The 17,340-nt window shown below is 63.7% G+C and carries 16 protein-coding genes; 10 read left to right on the top strand and 6 right to left on the bottom strand.

The window, feature by feature from the left end; genetic code table 11:
* Positions 1 to 26: 26 nt before the first annotated feature.
* Together ABDJ38_RS16050 and ABDJ38_RS16045 are read right to left on the bottom strand one after the other, a co-directional pair.
* Positions 27 to 1,487 (bottom strand): MFS transporter, encoded by a 1,461-nt coding sequence (locus ABDJ38_RS16050; protein ID WP_346786149.1) that lies wholly within the window; start codon positions 1,485 to 1,487, stop codon positions 27 to 29.
* 231 nt (positions 1,488 to 1,718) lie between these two features.
* Entirely contained in the window at positions 1,719 to 2,918 is a 1,200-nt protein-coding gene (locus ABDJ38_RS16045) for an LL-diaminopimelate aminotransferase (RefSeq protein WP_346786148.1), read from the bottom strand.
* A 151-nt stretch (positions 2,919 to 3,069) separates the two neighbouring features.
* On the opposite strand from ABDJ38_RS16045, the gene ABDJ38_RS16040 reads away from it, so the two are divergent.
* The 6 genes from ABDJ38_RS16040 to ABDJ38_RS16015 all read left to right on the top strand — a co-directional run bounded on the left by ABDJ38_RS16040 (position 3,070) and on the right by ABDJ38_RS16015 (position 9,351).
* A complete protein-coding gene (locus tag ABDJ38_RS16040; RefSeq protein WP_346786147.1) occupies positions 3,070 to 4,956 on the top strand; it encodes a PHA/PHB synthase family protein in 1,887 nt (628 codons plus the stop codon).
* Between the two features lie 151 nt (positions 4,957 to 5,107).
* On the top strand, positions 5,108 to 6,004 hold the full coding sequence (locus ABDJ38_RS16035; RefSeq protein WP_346786146.1) for a phasin family protein: 897 nt from the start codon (positions 5,108 to 5,110) through the stop codon (positions 6,002 to 6,004).
* A 200-nt stretch (positions 6,005 to 6,204) separates the two neighbouring features.
* Positions 6,205 to 6,615 (top strand): ATP-dependent Clp protease adapter ClpS, encoded by a 411-nt coding sequence (gene clpS / locus ABDJ38_RS16030; RefSeq protein ID WP_429771125.1) that lies wholly within the window; start codon positions 6,205 to 6,207, stop codon positions 6,613 to 6,615.
* 169 nt (positions 6,616 to 6,784) lie between these two features.
* A complete protein-coding gene (locus ABDJ38_RS16025) occupies positions 6,785 to 7,975 on the top strand; it encodes an LptF/LptG family permease (RefSeq protein WP_429771124.1) in 1,191 nt (396 codons plus the stop codon).
* The gene (gene lptG, locus ABDJ38_RS16020; protein WP_346786143.1) at positions 7,965 to 9,065 is read left to right on the top strand and encodes an LPS export ABC transporter permease LptG; all 1,101 of its coding nucleotides are present in this window, start codon (positions 7,965 to 7,967) and stop codon (positions 9,063 to 9,065) included. The genes ABDJ38_RS16025 and lptG overlap by 11 nt, the downstream gene beginning before the upstream one ends.
* A 64-nt stretch (positions 9,066 to 9,129) precedes the next feature.
* Positions 9,130 to 9,351 (top strand): hypothetical protein, encoded by a 222-nt coding sequence (locus ABDJ38_RS16015; RefSeq protein WP_346786142.1) that lies wholly within the window; start codon positions 9,130 to 9,132, stop codon positions 9,349 to 9,351.
* Positions 9,352 to 9,370: 19 nt separating this feature from the next.
* On the opposite strand, the gene ABDJ38_RS16010 is transcribed toward ABDJ38_RS16015, so the two are convergent.
* Positions 9,371 to 10,456, bottom strand: coding sequence for a fatty acid desaturase family protein (locus tag ABDJ38_RS16010; protein ID WP_346786141.1), 1,086 nt, complete (start codon positions 10,454 to 10,456; stop codon positions 9,371 to 9,373).
* 129 nt (positions 10,457 to 10,585) lie between these two features.
* Between ABDJ38_RS16010 and ABDJ38_RS16005 the strand changes: the two genes are divergently transcribed.
* The 4 genes from ABDJ38_RS16005 (at position 10,586) to ABDJ38_RS15990 (ending at position 13,783) form a co-directional block, all read left to right on the top strand.
* A complete protein-coding gene (locus tag ABDJ38_RS16005) occupies positions 10,586 to 11,743 on the top strand; it encodes an N-acetyltransferase (protein ID WP_346786140.1) in 1,158 nt (385 codons plus the stop codon).
* A gap of 51 nt (positions 11,744 to 11,794) precedes the next feature.
* Positions 11,795 to 12,247, top strand: coding sequence for a response regulator (locus ABDJ38_RS16000; protein WP_346786139.1), 453 nt, complete (start codon positions 11,795 to 11,797; stop codon positions 12,245 to 12,247).
* A 348-nt stretch (positions 12,248 to 12,595) separates the two neighbouring features.
* Positions 12,596 to 13,390, top strand: coding sequence for a response regulator (locus ABDJ38_RS15995; protein WP_346786138.1), 795 nt, complete (start codon positions 12,596 to 12,598; stop codon positions 13,388 to 13,390).
* Between the two features lie 18 nt (positions 13,391 to 13,408).
* Positions 13,409 to 13,783: a winged helix-turn-helix domain-containing protein gene (locus tag ABDJ38_RS15990; protein WP_346786137.1), complete on the top strand. Its 375-nt coding sequence runs from the start codon at positions 13,409 to 13,411 to the stop codon at positions 13,781 to 13,783.
* Position 13,784: 1 nt separating this feature from the next.
* Here the strand turns inward: ABDJ38_RS15990 and ABDJ38_RS15985 are convergent, their stop codons facing one another.
* The 3 genes from ABDJ38_RS15985 to ABDJ38_RS15975 are packed head-to-tail and all read right to left on the bottom strand — an operon-like array spanning position 13,785 to position 17,321.
* Positions 13,785 to 15,149, bottom strand: coding sequence for an MATE family efflux transporter (locus ABDJ38_RS15985; RefSeq protein WP_346786136.1), 1,365 nt, complete (start codon positions 15,147 to 15,149; stop codon positions 13,785 to 13,787).
* A gap of 44 nt (positions 15,150 to 15,193) precedes the next feature.
* Positions 15,194 to 16,195, bottom strand: coding sequence for an alcohol dehydrogenase catalytic domain-containing protein (locus ABDJ38_RS15980; RefSeq protein ID WP_346786135.1), 1,002 nt, complete (start codon positions 16,193 to 16,195; stop codon positions 15,194 to 15,196).
* A gap of 7 nt (positions 16,196 to 16,202) precedes the next feature.
* Entirely contained in the window at positions 16,203 to 17,321 is a 1,119-nt protein-coding gene (locus ABDJ38_RS15975; protein ID WP_346786134.1) for an NAD(P)-dependent alcohol dehydrogenase, read from the bottom strand.
* Positions 17,322 to 17,340 lie beyond the last annotated feature (19 nt).

The raw sequence follows: 17,340 nt of genomic DNA, 5'->3' as shown, positions 1-17,340 counted from the left end.
CAGCAGGCGAACCTGGGTCGGACGAATTATTCGGCTGCTTGTGCGACGGCGACGGGAGCCTGACCGGGGGCGGAGGTGCCCTTCAGCTTCTTCGCATAATGCGACAAGGCAAGGATGCACACTACGATCCCGGCAAGGCAGACCGCCGTCGCGACATAGCCATCGAGCACCGCCTGCTTCGACCCGAGGAACAGCCGGGCGCCAATAAGCGGAGCGGCCACGGCGGCGAATTTCGCCATGAAGCTGGCCCAGCCACCCCCGGTCGCGCGCACTGCGCTCGGATAGTAGATCGAGGTGATCGAGATTACCGCGGCGTGCCCGGCTCCGACCATGACCATGCCGACCAGCACCACCGGGATGAACGCCGGGCCATCGAGCACGATACCAAACCCGAGCAGCAGCACGAAGGGAATCGCGATCAGCGGGGCCAGTATGATCCCGCCCGGGCCGCGCCGCTCTGTGAGCATCAGCAGGAGCACGCCCGCGATCGCACCGGAAATGCCGCCGACCGAGCTGATATCGCGCGCGGTATCCACGGTCAGGCCCAGTTCTTCTAGGAAGACCACGCCAAAGGCCGTCTTGAGATAGATTGAGAAAGAACTGAAGAAGTAGGCGGCCCAGATCAGCGGGGTGATATAGGCGAGCCAGCCCTTGAACAGCTCCTTCATCTTGCTGAACGGATCTTGCTTATCGTTGGTCTTGCGTTCGTCGGAAAGCGCGAAGGCGGAGTACTCGCTCGCGTCGAATGTCGGATCGAAGCGTGACAGCATCGGCACGATCCTGCCTGCCGGTTTGCCGGAGGCGACCATCCAGCGCGCGCTCTCGGGCAGGAAGGTGAACAGGATTGCGGCGAGCAAAGCTGTCAGCCCGCCGCAGAAGAAGAACACCATTTGCCAGCTCGGCTCGGCCATGAACGAGGGCACGGCGCCTGCGGCATAGAGCCCGGCATACCAGCCTTCAGGCGAGGCGAGCAGGTTTGCTGCCTGTGCCGCGCCTGCGCTGCCAATCGAAAAGCCAAGCATGATGATCGTGACCGAGGTCGCCCGCATGCTCTTGGGCATCGATTCGATGTTCAGCGACCAGATCGGCGCAAGCAGTCCGCCGATGGCGAGGCCGCCAAGCAGGCGCAGGACGAACAGCACTTCGGGCGATCCGGCAAAGCCGGTCACGAAGGTGAGCACGGCGGCTGCCAGCGTCGAAATGATGATGACCGGGCGACGACCCACGATATCGGCGATATAGGAGCCGATCAGCGAGCCGATCATCTGACCCATGAAGGCGGCTGTCGAGACGTCTCCCATCTGCGCTTCGGTGAGCGCCATGTCGTCGCGGATCTCCGGCAGCGTCACCGAGACGAGCGCGAAGTCGAGCCCGTCGAAAAATGTCACGAGACAGCTGAGCAGCAGAATATGCAGGTGGAACCTAGTGAACGTCAGCTGTTGCAGAAAAGCGGATACGTCCAGCGTTCTCGCCGGTTGACTAGCCATGTGCGATCTTCTCCCCGACCGAGCCCTTAGCATGCTCACGGTCTGGCTGTAGTTAGGCCAGAAGCCTTGGCGCAATGCAAGGCGCTTTGGTCAGAGAATTTGTCGTTTTTTGGCGGCGGCTCTGCGTTTCGTCGCAGATTTGGCTCGGTGTGCGGACGCCGCCCGGTGAGGCCTCTCCCGGCAAGGAGCAAGGCCAGCTACCGGGCGGTGCCGCACTTTTTCGGTGCGCTGTCAGGCAGCGCTGGAATTGATGCCCATGCTTTGCAGGTAGCGGCGGATATTGCGGCCAGCCTGCCGCAGGCGCTGCTCGTTCTCGACCAGGCCGATGCGCACGTAGCCTTCACCGTCCTCGCCATAGCCGACGCCGGGCGCCACCGCGACTTCGGCATGGGTCAGGAGCTGCTTGGCGAACTCCATGCTGCCCATCTCCTTGAGCGGAGCGGGGAGCGGAGCCCAGGCGAACATCGAGGCGGGCGGCGGCGGGATTTCCCAGCCCGCGCGGCCGAAGGCTTCGACCATCACGTCGCGCCGCTTGTGGTAAAGCTGGCGGTTCTTCTCGACGATATCCTGCGGCCCGTTGAGTGCGGCCACGGCCGCTGCCTGCATCGGGGTGAAGGCGCCATAGTCGATATAGCTCTTTACGCGGGTGAGCGCGGCGATCAGCGTCGGGTTGCCGACCGCAAAGCCCAGCCGCCAGCCCGCCATCGAGAAGGTCTTCGACATCGAGGTGAATTCCACCGCCACGTCCTTGGCGCCGGGCACCTGCAGGATCGAAGGGGTCGGCTTGCCGTCGAAATAGAGCTCCGAATAGGCGAGGTCGGACAGGATCCAGACCTTGTGGAACTTGGCCCAGTCGACCAGCCGTTCATAGAAGGCGAGATCGACCACTTCGGCGGTGGGGTTGCTGGGGAAGTTCACCACCAGCACGGTGGGGCGCGGAACGGTGAAGTTCATCGCCTTTTCCAGCTCGTCCCAATAGCGCTCGTCGGGCGTGGTCGGCACCGAGCGGATCGAGGCCCCGGCAATGATGAAGCCGAAGGTGTGGATCGGGTAGCTCGGGTTGGGGGCGAGGATGGTGTCGCCCGGCGCGGTGATCGCGGTAGCGAGGCTCGCGAGGCCCTCCTTCGAGCCGAGCGTTACCACGACTTCGCTTTCGGGATCGAGCTCCACACCGAAGCGGCGCTGGTAATAGGCCGCCTGGGCCTTGCGCAGGCCGGGAATGCCCTTCGACTGCGAATAGCCGTGAGCATCGGGATTCTGGGCGACTTCGCACAGCTTGTCGATCACGTGCTGGGGAGGGGGCAGGTCGGGATTGCCCATGCCGAGGTCGATGATATCGCGTCCTTCCGCTCGCGCGGCCGCTCGCATCGCGTTGACTTCGGCGATGACATAGGGCGGCAGTCGCTTGATGCGGTAGAAATCGGTATCCATGGCCTTGCTCGGCTGTTTCCTCGTTGTTGATAGGGACGGCCCTTGTGAAGCAATCGCAAGGTTTGCGCAACGCGCCGCATGGCGGCATCCTAAGCTTTGTGCTGCCAATCGGCACGCACCGCGCTATGAGGCGGATGAAGGAGCCGGGGCTATGGCATCAGACGACATCCACGACGGTAAAACCGGCCAGGATGTGGCCGACATATTCACCGAGATGCTGCGCATTCAGGGTGAGGCTGCGCGCCAGATGATGGCGGGCTTTGCGCCCGATGCAGTGGAGTCGCTGCCCAACAAGGCGGCGATCGACGATTTTGGCGCGGCTATGCTCGCGGCGCAGCAGAACTGGTTCGACATTGTCATGCCGGGTGAGAAGAAGCTGCAACCCGCGCTGCCCGATGCCCATCCTTCGGTCTGGTTCGATGCCATGCACAAGCTGGCGGCCACCATGCCGGCCTTCGATCTCGAAGCGCAGCAGGCCATGTGGCGCGACGGGATGGAGCTGTGGAGCAAGATCCTTGGTCACTACACCGAGCAGGGTAGGGCCGACGCGAACATCGAGGCGCTCTGGCGCGATGATCGCCGCTTTGCCGATCCGGCCTGGCGGGCAGAGCCGGTCTTCGCGCTGATCCACCAGACCTATCTGCTGATGGCCGAGCGCATCGGCGCCGCCATCGAGCGCGCCGAAGGGCTGGACGAGTTCGAGCGCGAGCAGATGAGCTTTGCGACCAAGGCGATGCTCGATGCGATGAGCCCGGCGAACTTCCCGCTGATGAACCCGGTGGTGCTAGAACGCACGATCGCTACGCAGGGCGAGAACCTCGTGAAAGGCCTTGAACGGCTGACGCACGATCTCGAAGCGGGGCAGCTAACGCACACGGACACCAGCACCTTCAAGATCGGCGAGAACATCGCCGCAACGCCCGGCAAGGTGATCTACGAGACCGAGCTGTTCCAGCTCATCCATTATGCGCCAACGACGGAGACGGTGCTCGAAACGCCGCTGCTGATCTTCCCGCCGTGGATCAACCGCTTCTACATTCTCGACCTCAATCCGAAGAAGAGCTTCGTGCGCTGGGCGCTCGAACAGGGGCTGAGCGTGCTGTTGGTGAGCTGGCGCTCGGCCGATGCAAGCCTGGCCGATATCACCATGGACGATTACGTGCGCGCCCAGATCGAGGCCATCGAGGTCACGCGCGAGCGGCTCAAGGTGAACGATGTTCACACGGTCGGCTATTGCGTAGCGGGCACCACGCTGGCGGCCACGCTCGCGGTGCTGGCGCGGCGCGGCGAGGCGGACAAGGTCGCTTCGGTCACCTTCCTCACCGCGCAGGTCGATTTCGAGCACGCCGGGGTGCTGAAACTGTTCGTCGACGAGGAGAACCTCGACTTTATTCGTCAGGCCAGCACCTGCGGCTATTTCGACGGGCGCTATATGGCCGCGACCTTCAACCTGCTGCGCGGCACCGACCTGATCTGGAACTACGTGGTCAATTACTATCTGCTGGCCGAGGACTATCCCGCCTTCGACCTGCTCTACTGGAACGGCGACGTCACCAATCTGCCCGCCAAGTGGCACGAGGCTTACCTTACGGACCTGTATCGCGACAATCTGCTGGTGGAGCCCGATGCGCTGTCCGCGGACGGGACGCCCATCGACCTGACCCGAATCACCACGCCCGCCTATGTGCAGGCGGGCCGGGAGGATCACATCGCGCCGCCCGAAAGCGTGTTCGAGATCACCCGCCACCTGGCCGGGCCGATTCGCTTCGTGCTCGCGGGTAGCGGCCATATCGCTGGAGTGGTTAATCCGCCCGCCGCAGGCAAGTACCAGCACTGGACCGGGCCGGAAGGTGCCGACAGCCTCGACCAGTTCGTGGCTGCGGCGAGCGAGACCAAGGGCAGCTGGTGGCCTGACTGGTTCGCCTGGATCGAGCAGCTTCGACCCGATCAGGTCAAGGTCAAGGGCCCGCGCAAGCCGGGCAGTAAGGCCAACCCCGCGATCGAGGACGCGCCCGGCCGCTACGTGCGGCAGCGCTAGGGCGCTTGCCCCGAGCGCCAAGCTGATTGTGCGCTGCACAAAAGTTCCTTGACGAATGCAATTCGAATGCGTATTTGTGCACTGCAACAAAGTGATGTGACTGTCTGTCGCGGATGAGGCGGCAGCCGGTGATCGCAGAAGCGAGGTATCGATGGCAGACGAGCTCAGCAAGAAAGACGCTAGCGCAGACGCGGCCGCCGAGAAGGCCTATGCCGAAGCTGCGGGCAGTGTGAAGCCAAAGTCAGAACCGGAGGAGGCCGAAAAGGCCAAACCCGCGCCTGTTCCGGCAGCGCAGGAAAAGCCTGCTGCGAAGGCGGCTTCGGCCAAAGCCGAGGCTCCCAAGGCGGCACCTGCCAAGAAAGCGGCACCTGCCAAGAAGACTCCGGCGAAGAGGGCCACGGCCAAGAAGGCACCGGCCAAGTCGGTCAAGCCCAAGGCACCAGCTCCGGCTGCCCCCAAGAAGGCACCCGTCGCTGCTGCTCCCAAGGCCCCCGTTGCAGCCAAGGCGCAGGAAAAGCCTGCACCGGCCAAGACTGCTTCGAATACCAAGCCCACCGTACCCAGCGCTGCCCCCAGCGTGACCGAATTGAAGGAAAAAATCATGACCACCAACGATTTCACCGCCACGATGACCGAAACCATGAGCGGCGCCGTCGCCGAAGTGCAGAGCAAGATGCAGGAAGCTTACGACAAGAGCACCAGCATGGTCACCGAGATGACCGAGTTCGCCAAGGGCAATGTCGACGCCATGATGGAATCGAGCAAGATCTTCGCCGAAGGCGTGCAGGGCATGGGCAAGACCATGGCTGACGATGCCAAGTCGGTTTACGAAACCGCCACGGCCGACATGAAGGAAATGGCCTCGATCAAGAGCCCGACCGAGCTATTCCAGCTGCAGGGCAAGATCATGCGCCGCAACTTCGATGCCATGATCGCCAATGCCTCGAAGGGCACCGATGCGATGATGAAGCTCGCCAACGACAGCGTCGCTCCGATCAGCGGTCGCGTAAACATGGCTGCTGAAAAGATGTCGAAGGTCGCCGCCTAAGGCCCCTTCCAACGAACAACCGGCTGCCTAACCTCTCCTCCTCTCCCAGGTAGCCGATTGGGCCGGGTGATCCTCGCGATCGCCCGGCCTTGATCGTTTTTGTGCAAGTGCCCTGAGACTGATCCCAGGCCCGGGCCGACAACAAAATGCGCATGTCCGACTTGCAGCAGGGCCATGCGATACGATATTTGGTGGCAACGATGACCAGCCCCGACTTTCCTCGCGCCGCATCAGGTGGCTCCGACCATGCTTTGGCCCTCCTGCTTCCCCTCGCAGGGCCGGACAGCAACGACGAGGGCGATGTTGGCGGTGGCTCGGGTCAAGCCGCGCTCGCCACCAAGACGCGCGCCAAGCCGAAGAAGCCGAGCCAGTACAAGGTGCTGCTGCTCAACGACGACTATACCCCGATGGAATTTGTGGTGATGGTCCTCAAGCGCTTCTTCAAGATGGACCTCGAACAGGCTACGCGCGTGATGCTCCACGTTCATCAGCGCGGGGTCGGTGTCTGCGGCATTTTTCCTTACGAAGTGGCCGAAACCAAGGTCAACCAGGTGATGGATTGCGCGCGCGAGAACGAGCATCCGCTGCAATGCACGCTCGAAAAGGCGTGACCGTCGCGCCACGGGCTATTGGCCGTCCAACGTTAGCGGTGCTTAGGGGCATGACCTCGACATAATTAGCCGCTAAGGCCAGTTTGCCCCCGTATCGCAGCAAGCTAAGCTATTGTCCCGCTTCATCACCTCCGCTGATCGCTATATCTTCCGCCTCGTGGTGGTGCCGATGGTCGGGGTGTTCCTGCTCGCGGCGAGCCTGCTGCTGCTGGAAAAGATGCTGCGCCTGTTCGAATTCGTATCGCTGGAAGGCGGGCCGGTCGGCGTGGTCTTCAAGATGCTTCTTAACCTGATCCCCGAATATGCGGGGCTGGCGATTCCGCTGGGGCTGATGCTCGGCATCCTGTTCGCGTTCCGAAAGTTGGCCACATCGAGCGAGCTTGATGTAATGCGCGCGGTGGGCTGGTCTTACACCCGGCTGCTGCGGGTGCCCTATCTGATCACACTGGTGCTGGTCGGGCTGAATTTCGCCATTGTCGGCTATCTCCAGCCAAAGGCGCGCTTCGCCTATCAGGAGATGGAGTTCGAACTGCGCTCGGGCGCATTGGGCGCCTCGATCCGGGTCGGCGAGTTCAACGCCATCGAAGACCGCGTTGCGCTGCGCATCGAGGCCAGCGAGGACGAGGGGCGGCGCTTGCTCGGCATTTTCGCGCGGCTGGCGGACGACAATGGGCAGGTGCTGTCGATTTCGGCGCGCGAGGGGCGCTTCCTGGCCAATCGCGAAGACCGCAACACGATCATCCTGCGGCTGGCCGATGGCACCATCATCCACGACGTGGAGGACGGCCCGCCACGCGTACTCAGTTTCAGCCAGCACGACCTGCCCATCGATCTTCCCGCGCTGGAGGATTTTCGAGCCCGTGGGGCTGATGAGCAGGAATATGTCCTGCCCGAGCTGCTAAAGATCGGCTGGAGCCCCGAGAGCACCGCCGACGAGCGTGCGGGCAGCCAGGCCAACTTCAACTTCCGCATGGTGGAGGTGGTAATGATGATCCTCCTCCCCTTAATGGCGCTGGCGCTGGCCATACCGCCCAAACGTTCGACCTCGTCGCTGGGGGTGTTCGTTTCCATCGTGATCGTGGTCGCCTATCACAAGGTGAACCAGTATGGCGCCGAGGTGGCCGCCATCGGCCGGGTCGATCCGTTCCTGGCGCTGTGGGGGCCGTTCGCCGTGCTCGCGGTAATGATCCTGTGGATGTACTATCAGGTCGCCTTTGTGCCCGGCGGGCAAGCTCTGGGCGTGCTTGAGAGGCTCTTTGCCAAACTGGGCAAGCGGGTGAGGAAGCTGTTCGGGGCCAACCGGCGCAAGGCCTTGCGGATCTCGGACGCAGAGGATGAGGGATCGTTGGGTGCTGTTTGACTTTTTCCCTTCGCGCCAGCTGACCTGGTATCTGGCCAAGACCTTCGCGGTCCGCATCATTGCCGTGCTTGGCATGCTGGTGCTGGTGCTGCTGATGCTCGACCTGCTGGGCGAAACGGGCGACATTCTGGCCGCTCCGGGCAACGGCGAGCCCGAACTCCTGCGCTATGCCTCGCTGCGCCTGCCGCAGCTGATCGCGCGGTTCCTGCCCTATTCTGTGCTGTTGGCCACGATCATCACGTTGGCGGCGATGAACGCCAATTCCGAGGTGGTAGCGATGAAGGCGGCGGGGCTGTCCGCGCACCAGATCCTCGCCCCCCTGCTGCTCACCGCGCTGGTGGTGGCAGTGGCGAGCTTTGGCTTCAACGAGCGGGTGGTGACGCGCTCGACCATGACGCTCAAGGCGTGGCAGGAGGTCGATTATGGCACCATCACGCGCGAGCCGGACGCGCGTACCAATGTCTATTTCAACGATGGCAACGATGTGCTGATGGCCTCGGTGATGAGCGGGCGCGGCGCGCGCAGCGTGCTTACCGGCGTCACCTACTACGAGCGCGACGATGCCGGGATGATCGCCCGCCAGGTCCGCGCCGACCGGGCGACCTTTGCCAACCCCGGCTGGGCGCTGGAGGGCGCTCGGGTGTTCACCGTGGCCTCAGCCACCGAGGAACCTTTGCCCGATGGAACGGTGGTAGCCCCCGGCGTCACGCTTGCGCAGACAGAGCTGCGCCGCGTCGATCCCGATAGCGAGCCGCTGCCGCAGTTGACCGACAGTATCGACGCTTTGGAATCCGCCGGTCGCCGCACCGCCGAGCTGGAGGCCAAGTGGTGGCACAAGATTTCGGGGCCGCTGTCGGCGGTGCTGATGCCCTTGTTGGGGGCGGTGGCAGGCTTTGGCCTCGCGCGTTCGGGCCAGTTGCTGGCGCGCGCGGTGCTGGGCATGGCCTTGGGCTTTGCCTATTTCGTGGTCGACAATGCCGCGCTCGCGATGGCGAGTTTTGGCGGTTATCCGCCATTGCTGGCGGCATGGGCGCCGTTCTTCCTGTTCCTGTTCGTGGGGGAGACGGTGCTGGTCAGGACCGAGGAATAAGGTTCCTGTTTGGAACCGTGCCGCCGGGCACCCGTTGCCATCTTAAGCAACGGAGAAAACTCTTATGACGCTTAAACTGCTTTCCGCCACCAGCGCTGCGGCTCTTCTGGCTCTGGCCGGCTGCTCGGACGAGGTTCCCGCCGGCGAGGCCGAGGCGACCATCGACCAGCCCGATCCGGATCTGCGCGAAGAGGTTGTCGACATGCCGGCCGATCCGGGCACGATCGAAACGCGCGAGAAGATCGAGGACGATATCGAAGAGGATATCGCCGACGAGCCGAACTGATCTGCCCGTCGCGGCGGGGCTATCCGCGGATGCCCATTGTGCCGCGCGCAATCCGCATGACCAGCACCACCAGACCAGGGTGAGTTGCTTCCTCGTAAGTCGAGGTGGGGCCAAGCTTTGCCGAAAGCCGTTCGTGCGCCACTGGCAGCGAATGGTACGGCAGGCTCGGCAGCAGGTGGTGCAGCGCGTGGTAGCGCAGGCCCACCGGCGCCCACAGCGCGCCGATCTTCGTGTGCACGTTCACCGAGTCGAGATATTGCGCGGTGACGGTCATCGCGTCGCCTTCGTTCTCCCACAAGTGCGCCACCAGCGTACGCAGCTGGTTGAAGGTCGCCACGGCAGAGGTGATCGCAATCGCCACCAGCAGCGGCTTCCAACCCAACCAGAACGGCGTGCTAAGCAGGAACATCGCCCACAGGCTCGCCCCGATCTGCTGGAACAGGAACCAGCCACGTTCCTTCTCCTCCGGCGGTCGCCGGCGGAACACCGGGTTGATCGAGAGCGACGAGAACCGTTCCCACGCCACCCGGCGCAGCGGCGGGATCAAAAGGCCCAGCGGCGCCATCACTCCCCAGCGCAGCAGCAGGCCAATCGGGGCCAGAACCGCCACCAGCACAAACAGCGGCAGGGTCCAGGGCTTCATCAACGCCAGAGCCATATATTCCGGATCTTCCACCGTGCCATAGCGTGTGCGCGAGTGGTGCAGCGTATGGACGTTTTCGTACATCAGGCTCGGCGTGAGCAGTGGAATGCCGACGAGCAGGTTCCACGCGGTGCGGAAGCCGGGCAGGGCAGCGCGGTGCAGGTGGGTAATCTCGTGAATGAACAGCAGCGCGCGATAGAGCGGGAATACGGCCAGCACACCGCAAGCAATGGCGAGCGGCACATTGTCGAGCAGGATCGCGGCGGCAAGCAGGCCATAGCCGATCAGCGCCGAGCCGAGCATGTCGGGCCAGTATATCTCGGGCCGCGCCACGTTGATGTCGCGCGTCAGCTCGGCCGCGGCGCGCAGCATGGCCTTGTCATCGGGGATTTGCGCATGCAAGCGGCGGCGGGCAGGGCCGCTGCCGCTGTGTGCGGGCTCGATCGTGGAAGTGGCATTCATCTGCATCGTCTTTTCGAATAGATTTCCCGTCGCCTTAGCGCATATGGGCCTTGCGCGCCATTATGTGGCACTGCACTGGCCCTTCATGCACATGCCGGGCTTCTGCCCGATGAACGAAAGGCGGTATTTGTGGCCGATCAAATAAGTGTCACGCCGGTGAGCGGCAAGGCCGAGCTGAAGGCTTTTGTCGAATGCGCCTACGAGCTGAATTCTGGCGATCCCAACTGGGTGCCGCCTTTGCGCGCCGACATGATCGAGTTGCTGACCCCCGGCAAGAACCCGTTTCACGAACATGCGCGCATGCAGCTGTTCCTCGCTCGCCGTAATGGCAAGGTGGTGGGCCGCATCTCCGCTCATATCGACGAACTCGCGCTTGAACAGCCGGTGGAGCAGGGCATGGGGCCGGGCACGGGCAACTGGGGCCTGATGGAGGCCGCCGACGAGGCCACCATGGCCGCGCTGATCGCCGCTGCGGAAGACTGGTTGCGAGAGCAGGGCATGATGCGGGTGCTGGCGCCCATCAGCCTTTCGGTGTGGGAAGAGCCGGGCCTGCTCACCAAAGGGCACGATCATCCGCCGATGGTCATGATGGGCCACCACAAGGCAGAATACCAAGGCTGGATCGAGGGGCAGGACTACAAGCTTGCAAAGCGTCTTTTTACCTATGATCTCAACGTGGCAAACGGCTTCCCGCCGCTGATCGACCGGATCGTGAAATCGGGCGAGCGCAACCAGAAGATCACCGTGCGCAACCTCAATCCCGCGCGGTTCGACGAGGATGCCGAGATCGCCATCTCCATCCTCAACGATGCCTGGTCGAAGAACTGGGGCTTTGTTCCTTTCACCGACACCGAGAAGGAATATGCCAAGAAGAAGCTGAAGCCGCTGATCCTCACTGGCACCAACATGATTGCCGAGCTCGAGGGTGAGCCGGTCGCTTTCATGCTGGCCTGGCCCGATATCAACCGGTTGCTCATCAACATGAAGGGTAAGCTGTTTCCTTTCAACGTGCTGCGCCTGCTGTGGTGGCTGCGCAAGCCCAAGCGGGCCGATTTCCGCGTGCCGCTGATGGGCGTGGTGAAGAAGCACCAGAACACCCGGCTGGCCAGTCAGCTCGCCTTCATGATGATCGAATACATCCGCCGAGAAGCCGTGGGTACCTACGGTTGCGCGCGTGCCGAGGTGGGCTGGGTGCTGGAGGATAACCAGGGCATGGTGGCCATCGCCGACGCGATCGGATCGAAGTGCAACCGGGAATACAGCATCTACGAAAAGCCCTTGGTCTGAGGCGGGAGCCAAAGTGTCGTTGGCGCGTTTGTTTGACACGGAGTATTAGTGTTGTCGTCGACGTCTAAAGATTTGCCTGCCGACCGTCAGGGCAAGCCAGCCCCAGGGCTTTCGCGTGTCCTGCTGGTGGAAGACGATGCTATCCTCGCCATGGCGCTGGAGGATGCACTGCTACGGGCTGGGGCGGGCACCGTCACGATCTGCGCCAGCGTCGAGAAGACCATGCGCGAGCTTGAGGGTGAATTGCGCGCAGATGCTATCGTGCTCGACGTTCATCTCGCTGATCGCGACGATGGCTGGGCGCTTGCCGAGCTCGTCACGATGTTGGGTCCGCGCCCTCCGCGCATTGCCTTTTCCACCGGATCGCCAGAGGCCATTCCCGCCAGTGTCGCCGCGCTCGGCCCGGTGTTCGTCAAGCCCTACGATCCTGACGATCTCGTCGCCGCTCTTGTGGAAGGGGGCAAGTCGGGCCTGTTCACCATCCTGCGTCGCACCCCGCGCTAGATCCGTTTCGGGCGCATTCGGCCCGCTGGCCGCGCCGTTCCGAAACTGCAGACAAAAAAAGGCCCCCGTCCGGTTTCGGGCGGGGGCCTAATCTTGGATCGTATCACCGGTCGCAGGGACGGGAAGAGGGGGGGTAAGCGCCGGTGACAGAAAGAAAATGCTCTTTCTCGATCTGCGTTCCCGAAAAAAATGGATGAAGTGAAAATAATATATATCTGAGCCGCTCCCCGGGGCGCGCGGATCAGATCTTTGCACCCGGCCAAGCTGAGGGCTAGGGCGCTGGTTGCGATGTGCTGGAACCCTCGGCGCGGCTATGCGTTCTGGGCAAGTCGAAAGAGGGAATAATCTATGTCAATCGGAGCTGAAATCGCCGCGCATTTGCCGTTCCTGCGCCGCTATGCGCGTGCGCTGACGGGGTCTCAGGCGAGCGGCGATGCCTTTGTTACTGCCACGCTCGAAGCTGCGTTAGCCGATTCCGATCTTGCCGAGGAACTGCGCGGCGGCAGGGTGCCGCTTTATCGCGCCTTCACCAAGATCTGGTCGAGCGCTGCGGTCGAATCCGAATCGTCCTTGAGCGAGAGCATCGGGCACGAGGCGGCGGCGCAACTGCAACTTGGCCGCATCACTCCCGCCAACCGGCAGGCGCTTCTGCTCACCACGGTGGAAGACTTCACGGCGCAAGAAGTGGCCACGATCATGGATCTCGAAGTATCCGAGGTCGAGGATCTGGTGCGCGATGCGATTGCCGAGATCGAACGCGAAAGCACCACCCGTGTGCTGATCATCGAGGATGAGCCGCTGATCTCGATGCAACTGGAAGACCTCGTGCGTTCGCTTGGTCACGAAATCTGCGGCACTGCGGCTACCCGCACGCAGGCGCAGGACGTCGTCAAGGACGTGATGCCGGGCCTTGTGTTGGCCGATATCCAGCTGGCTGACGGCTCCTCGGGCCTCGATGCGGTGGACGATATTCTCGCCATTGGTTCGGTGCCGGTGATCTTCATCACCGCCTATCCCGAGCGTTTGCTGACGGGCAACCGGCCCGAGCCGACCTATCTCATCACCAAGCCCTTCCAGGAAGCGACCGTGCGGGCCGCGATCAGCCAGGCGCTGTTCTTCGGCTCCAGCAAGCCGCTGGGCTGACGCGCGGCGGCTGGCCGCATGAAGCGATTGAAACTCAAGCTGCAGCTTTACTGCGGCGAAGAAATCGCGATGGGCCCGGGCAAGGCGGACTTGCTTGAGGCCATCGCGGGCACGGGCTCCATCTCCGCCGCGGCGCGCGAGATGGGGCTGAGCTATCGCCGTGCCTGGCTCATGGTCGATGTGATGAACCGCTGTTTCCGAGAAAAGCTGGTCGAAAGCACGCCGGGTGGTGGCCAGAAGGCGGGTGCCTGCGTCAGCGATGCCGGGCAGCGGGCGCTTGTCGCCTATCGGGCTTTGCAAGACCGGGTGATGGGTGTGGTGCCCACCAGCGAAGAGGTGCTGCAAGCGATGCTCCGCGATCGGCCGGCGCCGCCCGAGAAGGGCAAATCCTGATTCAAGGCGTCTTCGGCGGCTTTCTGCTCGTCCCTGAAAAGGCCAGCAGGCGGTAGGCCAGCGCCGCTGCTACCAGCCCTCCGGCCATGTTGGCGACCAGTTCCCCGCTATAGACGGCGCTTGCGCCCCAGCTCGGCTGGAACAGCAGGGCAAACGGTACCATCGCCAGCCCTACGCGCGCGAGCGAGAGTACCAGCGCCTTGGTCGCATGACCCACGGCGTTGAACGCTCCGTTGCACACGATGAACACGCCATAGGCGGCGTAGCCCCAGGCCGCGATCCGCAAGTAGGACGTGGCCGCCTGCCGTGTGGCCGGATCGTCGGTGAACAAGGCGGCGAGCTGATCGCAGAAGAAATAGAGCGCCGTGGCCACCACCAGCCCGTAAACAAGGCAGAACAGCCCCGATTGCACCAGCGCCAGGCGCGCCCGGTCGTAGGCAGCCGCGCCCCAGTTCTGGCCGACGATCGCCCCGATCGAGCCCGACAGGCCGAGCAGCGGCACCACAGCGAAGGTCTGCAAGCGCCCGCCGATGCCGAACCCGCCGACCGCCGCCTCGCCCTCGCGTGCGAGCAGGCCGGTGAGGATTGCCAGGCCAAGCGGGTTGATCGAACTGGTGAAGCTGGCGGGCAGGGCGACCCGCAGAACGTCGCGCGCGCCTTCGGCCACGTCGGCTTCGCGCAGGAGGGCAGGGCGCAGCGGGATTTCGGAGCTTTGCACCGCCCACAGGCCGACGCTCAGGCCGAGCAGCCAGCCCGCCACCGTGGCATAGGCCGCGCCCGCCATACCGAAGCCTTCGAACCCGAAAGCCCCGTCGATCAGGATCGGATCGAGCACCCAGTTCGCGAGCGCGAAGCTCAGCGAGACCAGCGTCGAGCGGTTCGCCAGCCCCTGCGCGCGCAGGGTGCCGTTAAGGCCCGACAAGCACAAGAGCAGCGGAAAGCCCAGCGCATAGGGCATCATGTAGAGCCCGATCAGCCGCAGCGCCTCGCCATCGGCTCCCATCAGCGAGAACAGCGATGTTGCGCCCAGCGCCAAGGCCAGCGCGATCAGCAGCCCGAAGCTGAGGCCGAGCAGGACGCCCAGCGTCGCGCAGGAGGCCGCGCGGCGCTCGTTGCCCGCACCGATGGCGCGGCTCACCACCGAGGAGGTGCCCACCATCACCCCCACGCCAAGGCTGGAAAGCGCGGTGCCGACGGGAAAGATGAAGCTGATCGCGGCCAGCTCGGTCGCGCCGAGGCGGCCGATGTAATAGGCATCGACAATGCCGGTCGAAACCATGGCCGATACGCCGATGATCATCGGTGCGGTCTGGCGCACCAGATGGCCCGCAATGGAGCCGCGGACCAATCGTGCCTTTTCGCTCATTGTCGGTCCGATAGCCGGTGCTGCGCCGCAGCAACAGCGCTAAGTTAGGGCGCGATCATCACCTTGCATTGGCCGCTGCGCTGCTTGAGGCTTTCGAACACCTCGGGTGTGTTGGACAGCGTGATCGTCTCGGTGACCATGCTGCGCGGCGCAAGCGCCCCGCTTTCGAGCGCGGCCAGCGTGGCGACATATTCCTGCCGGGTGAAGAAGGCGCTGGTAACGAGGCGGACCTGCTTGCTCAGCATCGCGAACGAGTTGAAGGTGTCGGGCTTGGTACACAGGCCCAGCAGCAGGATCGTGCCATCGGGCCGCACCTGCTCCACGCCTTGCGCGATCAGCCCCGGAATGCCCACGCATTCAAACACAATGTCAGCAGGCCCGCCGAGTGCGCGGCTGGCGCTGCCAATCGGATCGGCTGGATCGACCACGAAGACGTCGGCGCCCATCTCCATGGCGCGCTGTTCCTGATGGCGGGCGATGTCCTGCACCGCTACTCGTCCGGCACCCATACGCTTTGCCCAGAAGGCGACCGCCAGCCCGATCGGCCCCGCGCCGAGCACCAGCACCTTGTCGCCGGTTGTCATGCCGGAGAGGTTCACCCCGTGCAGCGCGACCGCGAGCGGCTCGATAATCGCACCATCGGCGAGGGTGAGGTCACTCGGCAGGGGCACGCACTGGTTGGGGCGCGTCACCGCATATTCGGCATAGCCGCCGCCTTGCAGCCCGAACTGCTCGCACCACTGCACGGTGCCCTTGCGGCACTGCTCGCACTGGCCGCAGCTTTTCAGCGGGATCACCGAGACGAGGTCGCCGGTCTTATATTCGCTGACATCCTTGCCCGTCTCGACCACTTCGCCTGCAAACTCATGGCCGAGGATATCGCCGTGCTGGCAGCCGTAAGCGGCATCCTCGGTCATGTGCAGGTCGCTGCCGCAAATGCCGCAGCGACCGACCTTCACCACCAGTTCGCCCGCCGAGGGCGCGGGATCGGGCACATCTTCCCACTTCAATGGGGTGTGCAGGCCCTGGAAGGTGACGGCCTTCATCGCGCGCTTATTCTTCGGAGATCTTCAGCACGGGCTTCACCACCGAGCCATTCTCGCTTGCCTCGATCGCCTCGTTGATTTCCGAAAAGTCGAAGTAGCCGATCAGCTTCTCAAACGGGAACTGGCCCTTCACGTGGTAATCGAGCAGTTCGACCAGGAACCCACCCACGTCGCTGTCACCACCGAGGATGCCCATGACGCGACGCCCGCCGCCCATAAATTCGGCTTCGTTGAAGGTGAGATCGGCCTTTGGATCGCTCGCGCCCACAATCCCGCAGATGCCCATAGGCGCCAGCAGGCTCCACGCGTCTTCAATGATCGTGTTGATCCCGGTGGTGTCGAACGCATAGCCGAGGCCCTGCGGCACCAGGTCCTTGATCTTTCCGATGGCGTCGTCCTTGCCATTGAAGGCGTGGGTCGCGCCCAGTTCCTTTGCCAGCTCCAACCGGCCATCGTTAAGGTCGACCGCGATGATCGGGTTCGCGCCCGCGATCTTCGCCGCCATGATCGCGGCCATGCCCACGGTGCCCGCACCGAACACCGCAATCGGCATCCCTTCGCGCACCTTCATCGAGCGCAGCACCGCGCCCGCGCCGGTCATCAGGCCACAGCCGATGGGGGCGAGCCGTTCGAGCGGGATATGCGCGGCGCTGTCGGGCACCTTTACGGTGTTGAGCTGATGCGCGATGGCATGAGTGGCGAACGAGCTTTGGCCGAAGAAGTTGGCGTTCATCTTCTCGCCGCCCTTGAACATCACGGGCGATCCATCGACCCGTGCGCCCGACCAGTTGTGCGGGAAGAAGTTGTAGCAATAGGTGGGCGCGTCGACTTCGCAGCTGGGGCACGTGCCGCAGGAGTTGAAGCTCATCACCACGCGGTCACCTGGCTTGGCGACGGTGACATCGCTGCCCACTTCCTCGACGATCCCGGCGCCCTCGTGGCCGAGCACCACCGGATGCGGAACGGGCAGCTGCTCGTCGCGCACGGCCATGTCGGTGTGGCAGACCCCGCAGGCGACCACGCGCACGCGCAGTTCGTCGGGGCGCAGATCGTCCAGCTCGACGTCCTCGATGGCGAAAGGCTCGGTATTGCCTCGACAGATGGCGGCGCGGGCGGGGGTGGTCATGGTACTTCTCTCCAGTTTG

The sequence above is a fragment of the Aurantiacibacter flavus genome (assembly GCF_039710615.1).
In the GTDB taxonomy this organism is placed as follows: Bacteria; Pseudomonadota; Alphaproteobacteria; order Sphingomonadales; family Sphingomonadaceae; genus Alteraurantiacibacter; species Alteraurantiacibacter flavus.
This window is presented reverse-complemented; position numbering and strand designations above follow the sequence as displayed.

What these genes read in the sequence shown, in the direction of transcription:
- ABDJ38_RS16050 (WP_346786149.1), bottom strand. Translation starts at nt 1,487, where the DNA reads ATGGCTAGTCAACCGGCGAGAACGCTGGACGTATCCGCTTTTCTGCAA.
- ABDJ38_RS16045 (WP_346786148.1), bottom strand. Translation starts at nt 2,918, where the DNA reads ATGGATACCGATTTCTACCGCATCAAGCGACTGCCGCCCTATGTCATC.
- ABDJ38_RS16040 (WP_346786147.1), top strand. Translation starts at nt 3,070, where the DNA reads ATGGCATCAGACGACATCCACGACGGTAAAACCGGCCAGGATGTGGCC.
- ABDJ38_RS16035 (WP_346786146.1), top strand. Translation starts at nt 5,108, where the DNA reads ATGGCAGACGAGCTCAGCAAGAAAGACGCTAGCGCAGACGCGGCCGCC.
- clpS (WP_429771125.1), top strand. Translation starts at nt 6,205, where the DNA reads ATGACCAGCCCCGACTTTCCTCGCGCCGCATCAGGTGGCTCCGACCAT.
- ABDJ38_RS16025 (WP_429771124.1), top strand. Translation starts at nt 6,785, where the DNA reads ATGGTCGGGGTGTTCCTGCTCGCGGCGAGCCTGCTGCTGCTGGAAAAG.
- ABDJ38_RS16015 (WP_346786142.1), top strand. Translation starts at nt 9,130, where the DNA reads ATGACGCTTAAACTGCTTTCCGCCACCAGCGCTGCGGCTCTTCTGGCT.
- ABDJ38_RS16010 (WP_346786141.1), bottom strand. Translation starts at nt 10,456, where the DNA reads ATGAATGCCACTTCCACGATCGAGCCCGCACACAGCGGCAGCGGCCCT.
- ABDJ38_RS15995 (WP_346786138.1), top strand. Translation starts at nt 12,596, where the DNA reads ATGTCAATCGGAGCTGAAATCGCCGCGCATTTGCCGTTCCTGCGCCGC.
- ABDJ38_RS15990 (WP_346786137.1), top strand. Translation starts at nt 13,409, where the DNA reads ATGAAGCGATTGAAACTCAAGCTGCAGCTTTACTGCGGCGAAGAAATC.
- ABDJ38_RS15985 (WP_346786136.1), bottom strand. Translation starts at nt 15,149, where the DNA reads ATGAGCGAAAAGGCACGATTGGTCCGCGGCTCCATTGCGGGCCATCTG.
- ABDJ38_RS15980 (WP_346786135.1), bottom strand. Translation starts at nt 16,195, where the DNA reads ATGAAGGCCGTCACCTTCCAGGGCCTGCACACCCCATTGAAGTGGGAA.
- ABDJ38_RS15975 (WP_346786134.1), bottom strand. Translation starts at nt 17,321, where the DNA reads ATGACCACCCCCGCCCGCGCCGCCATCTGTCGAGGCAATACCGAGCCT.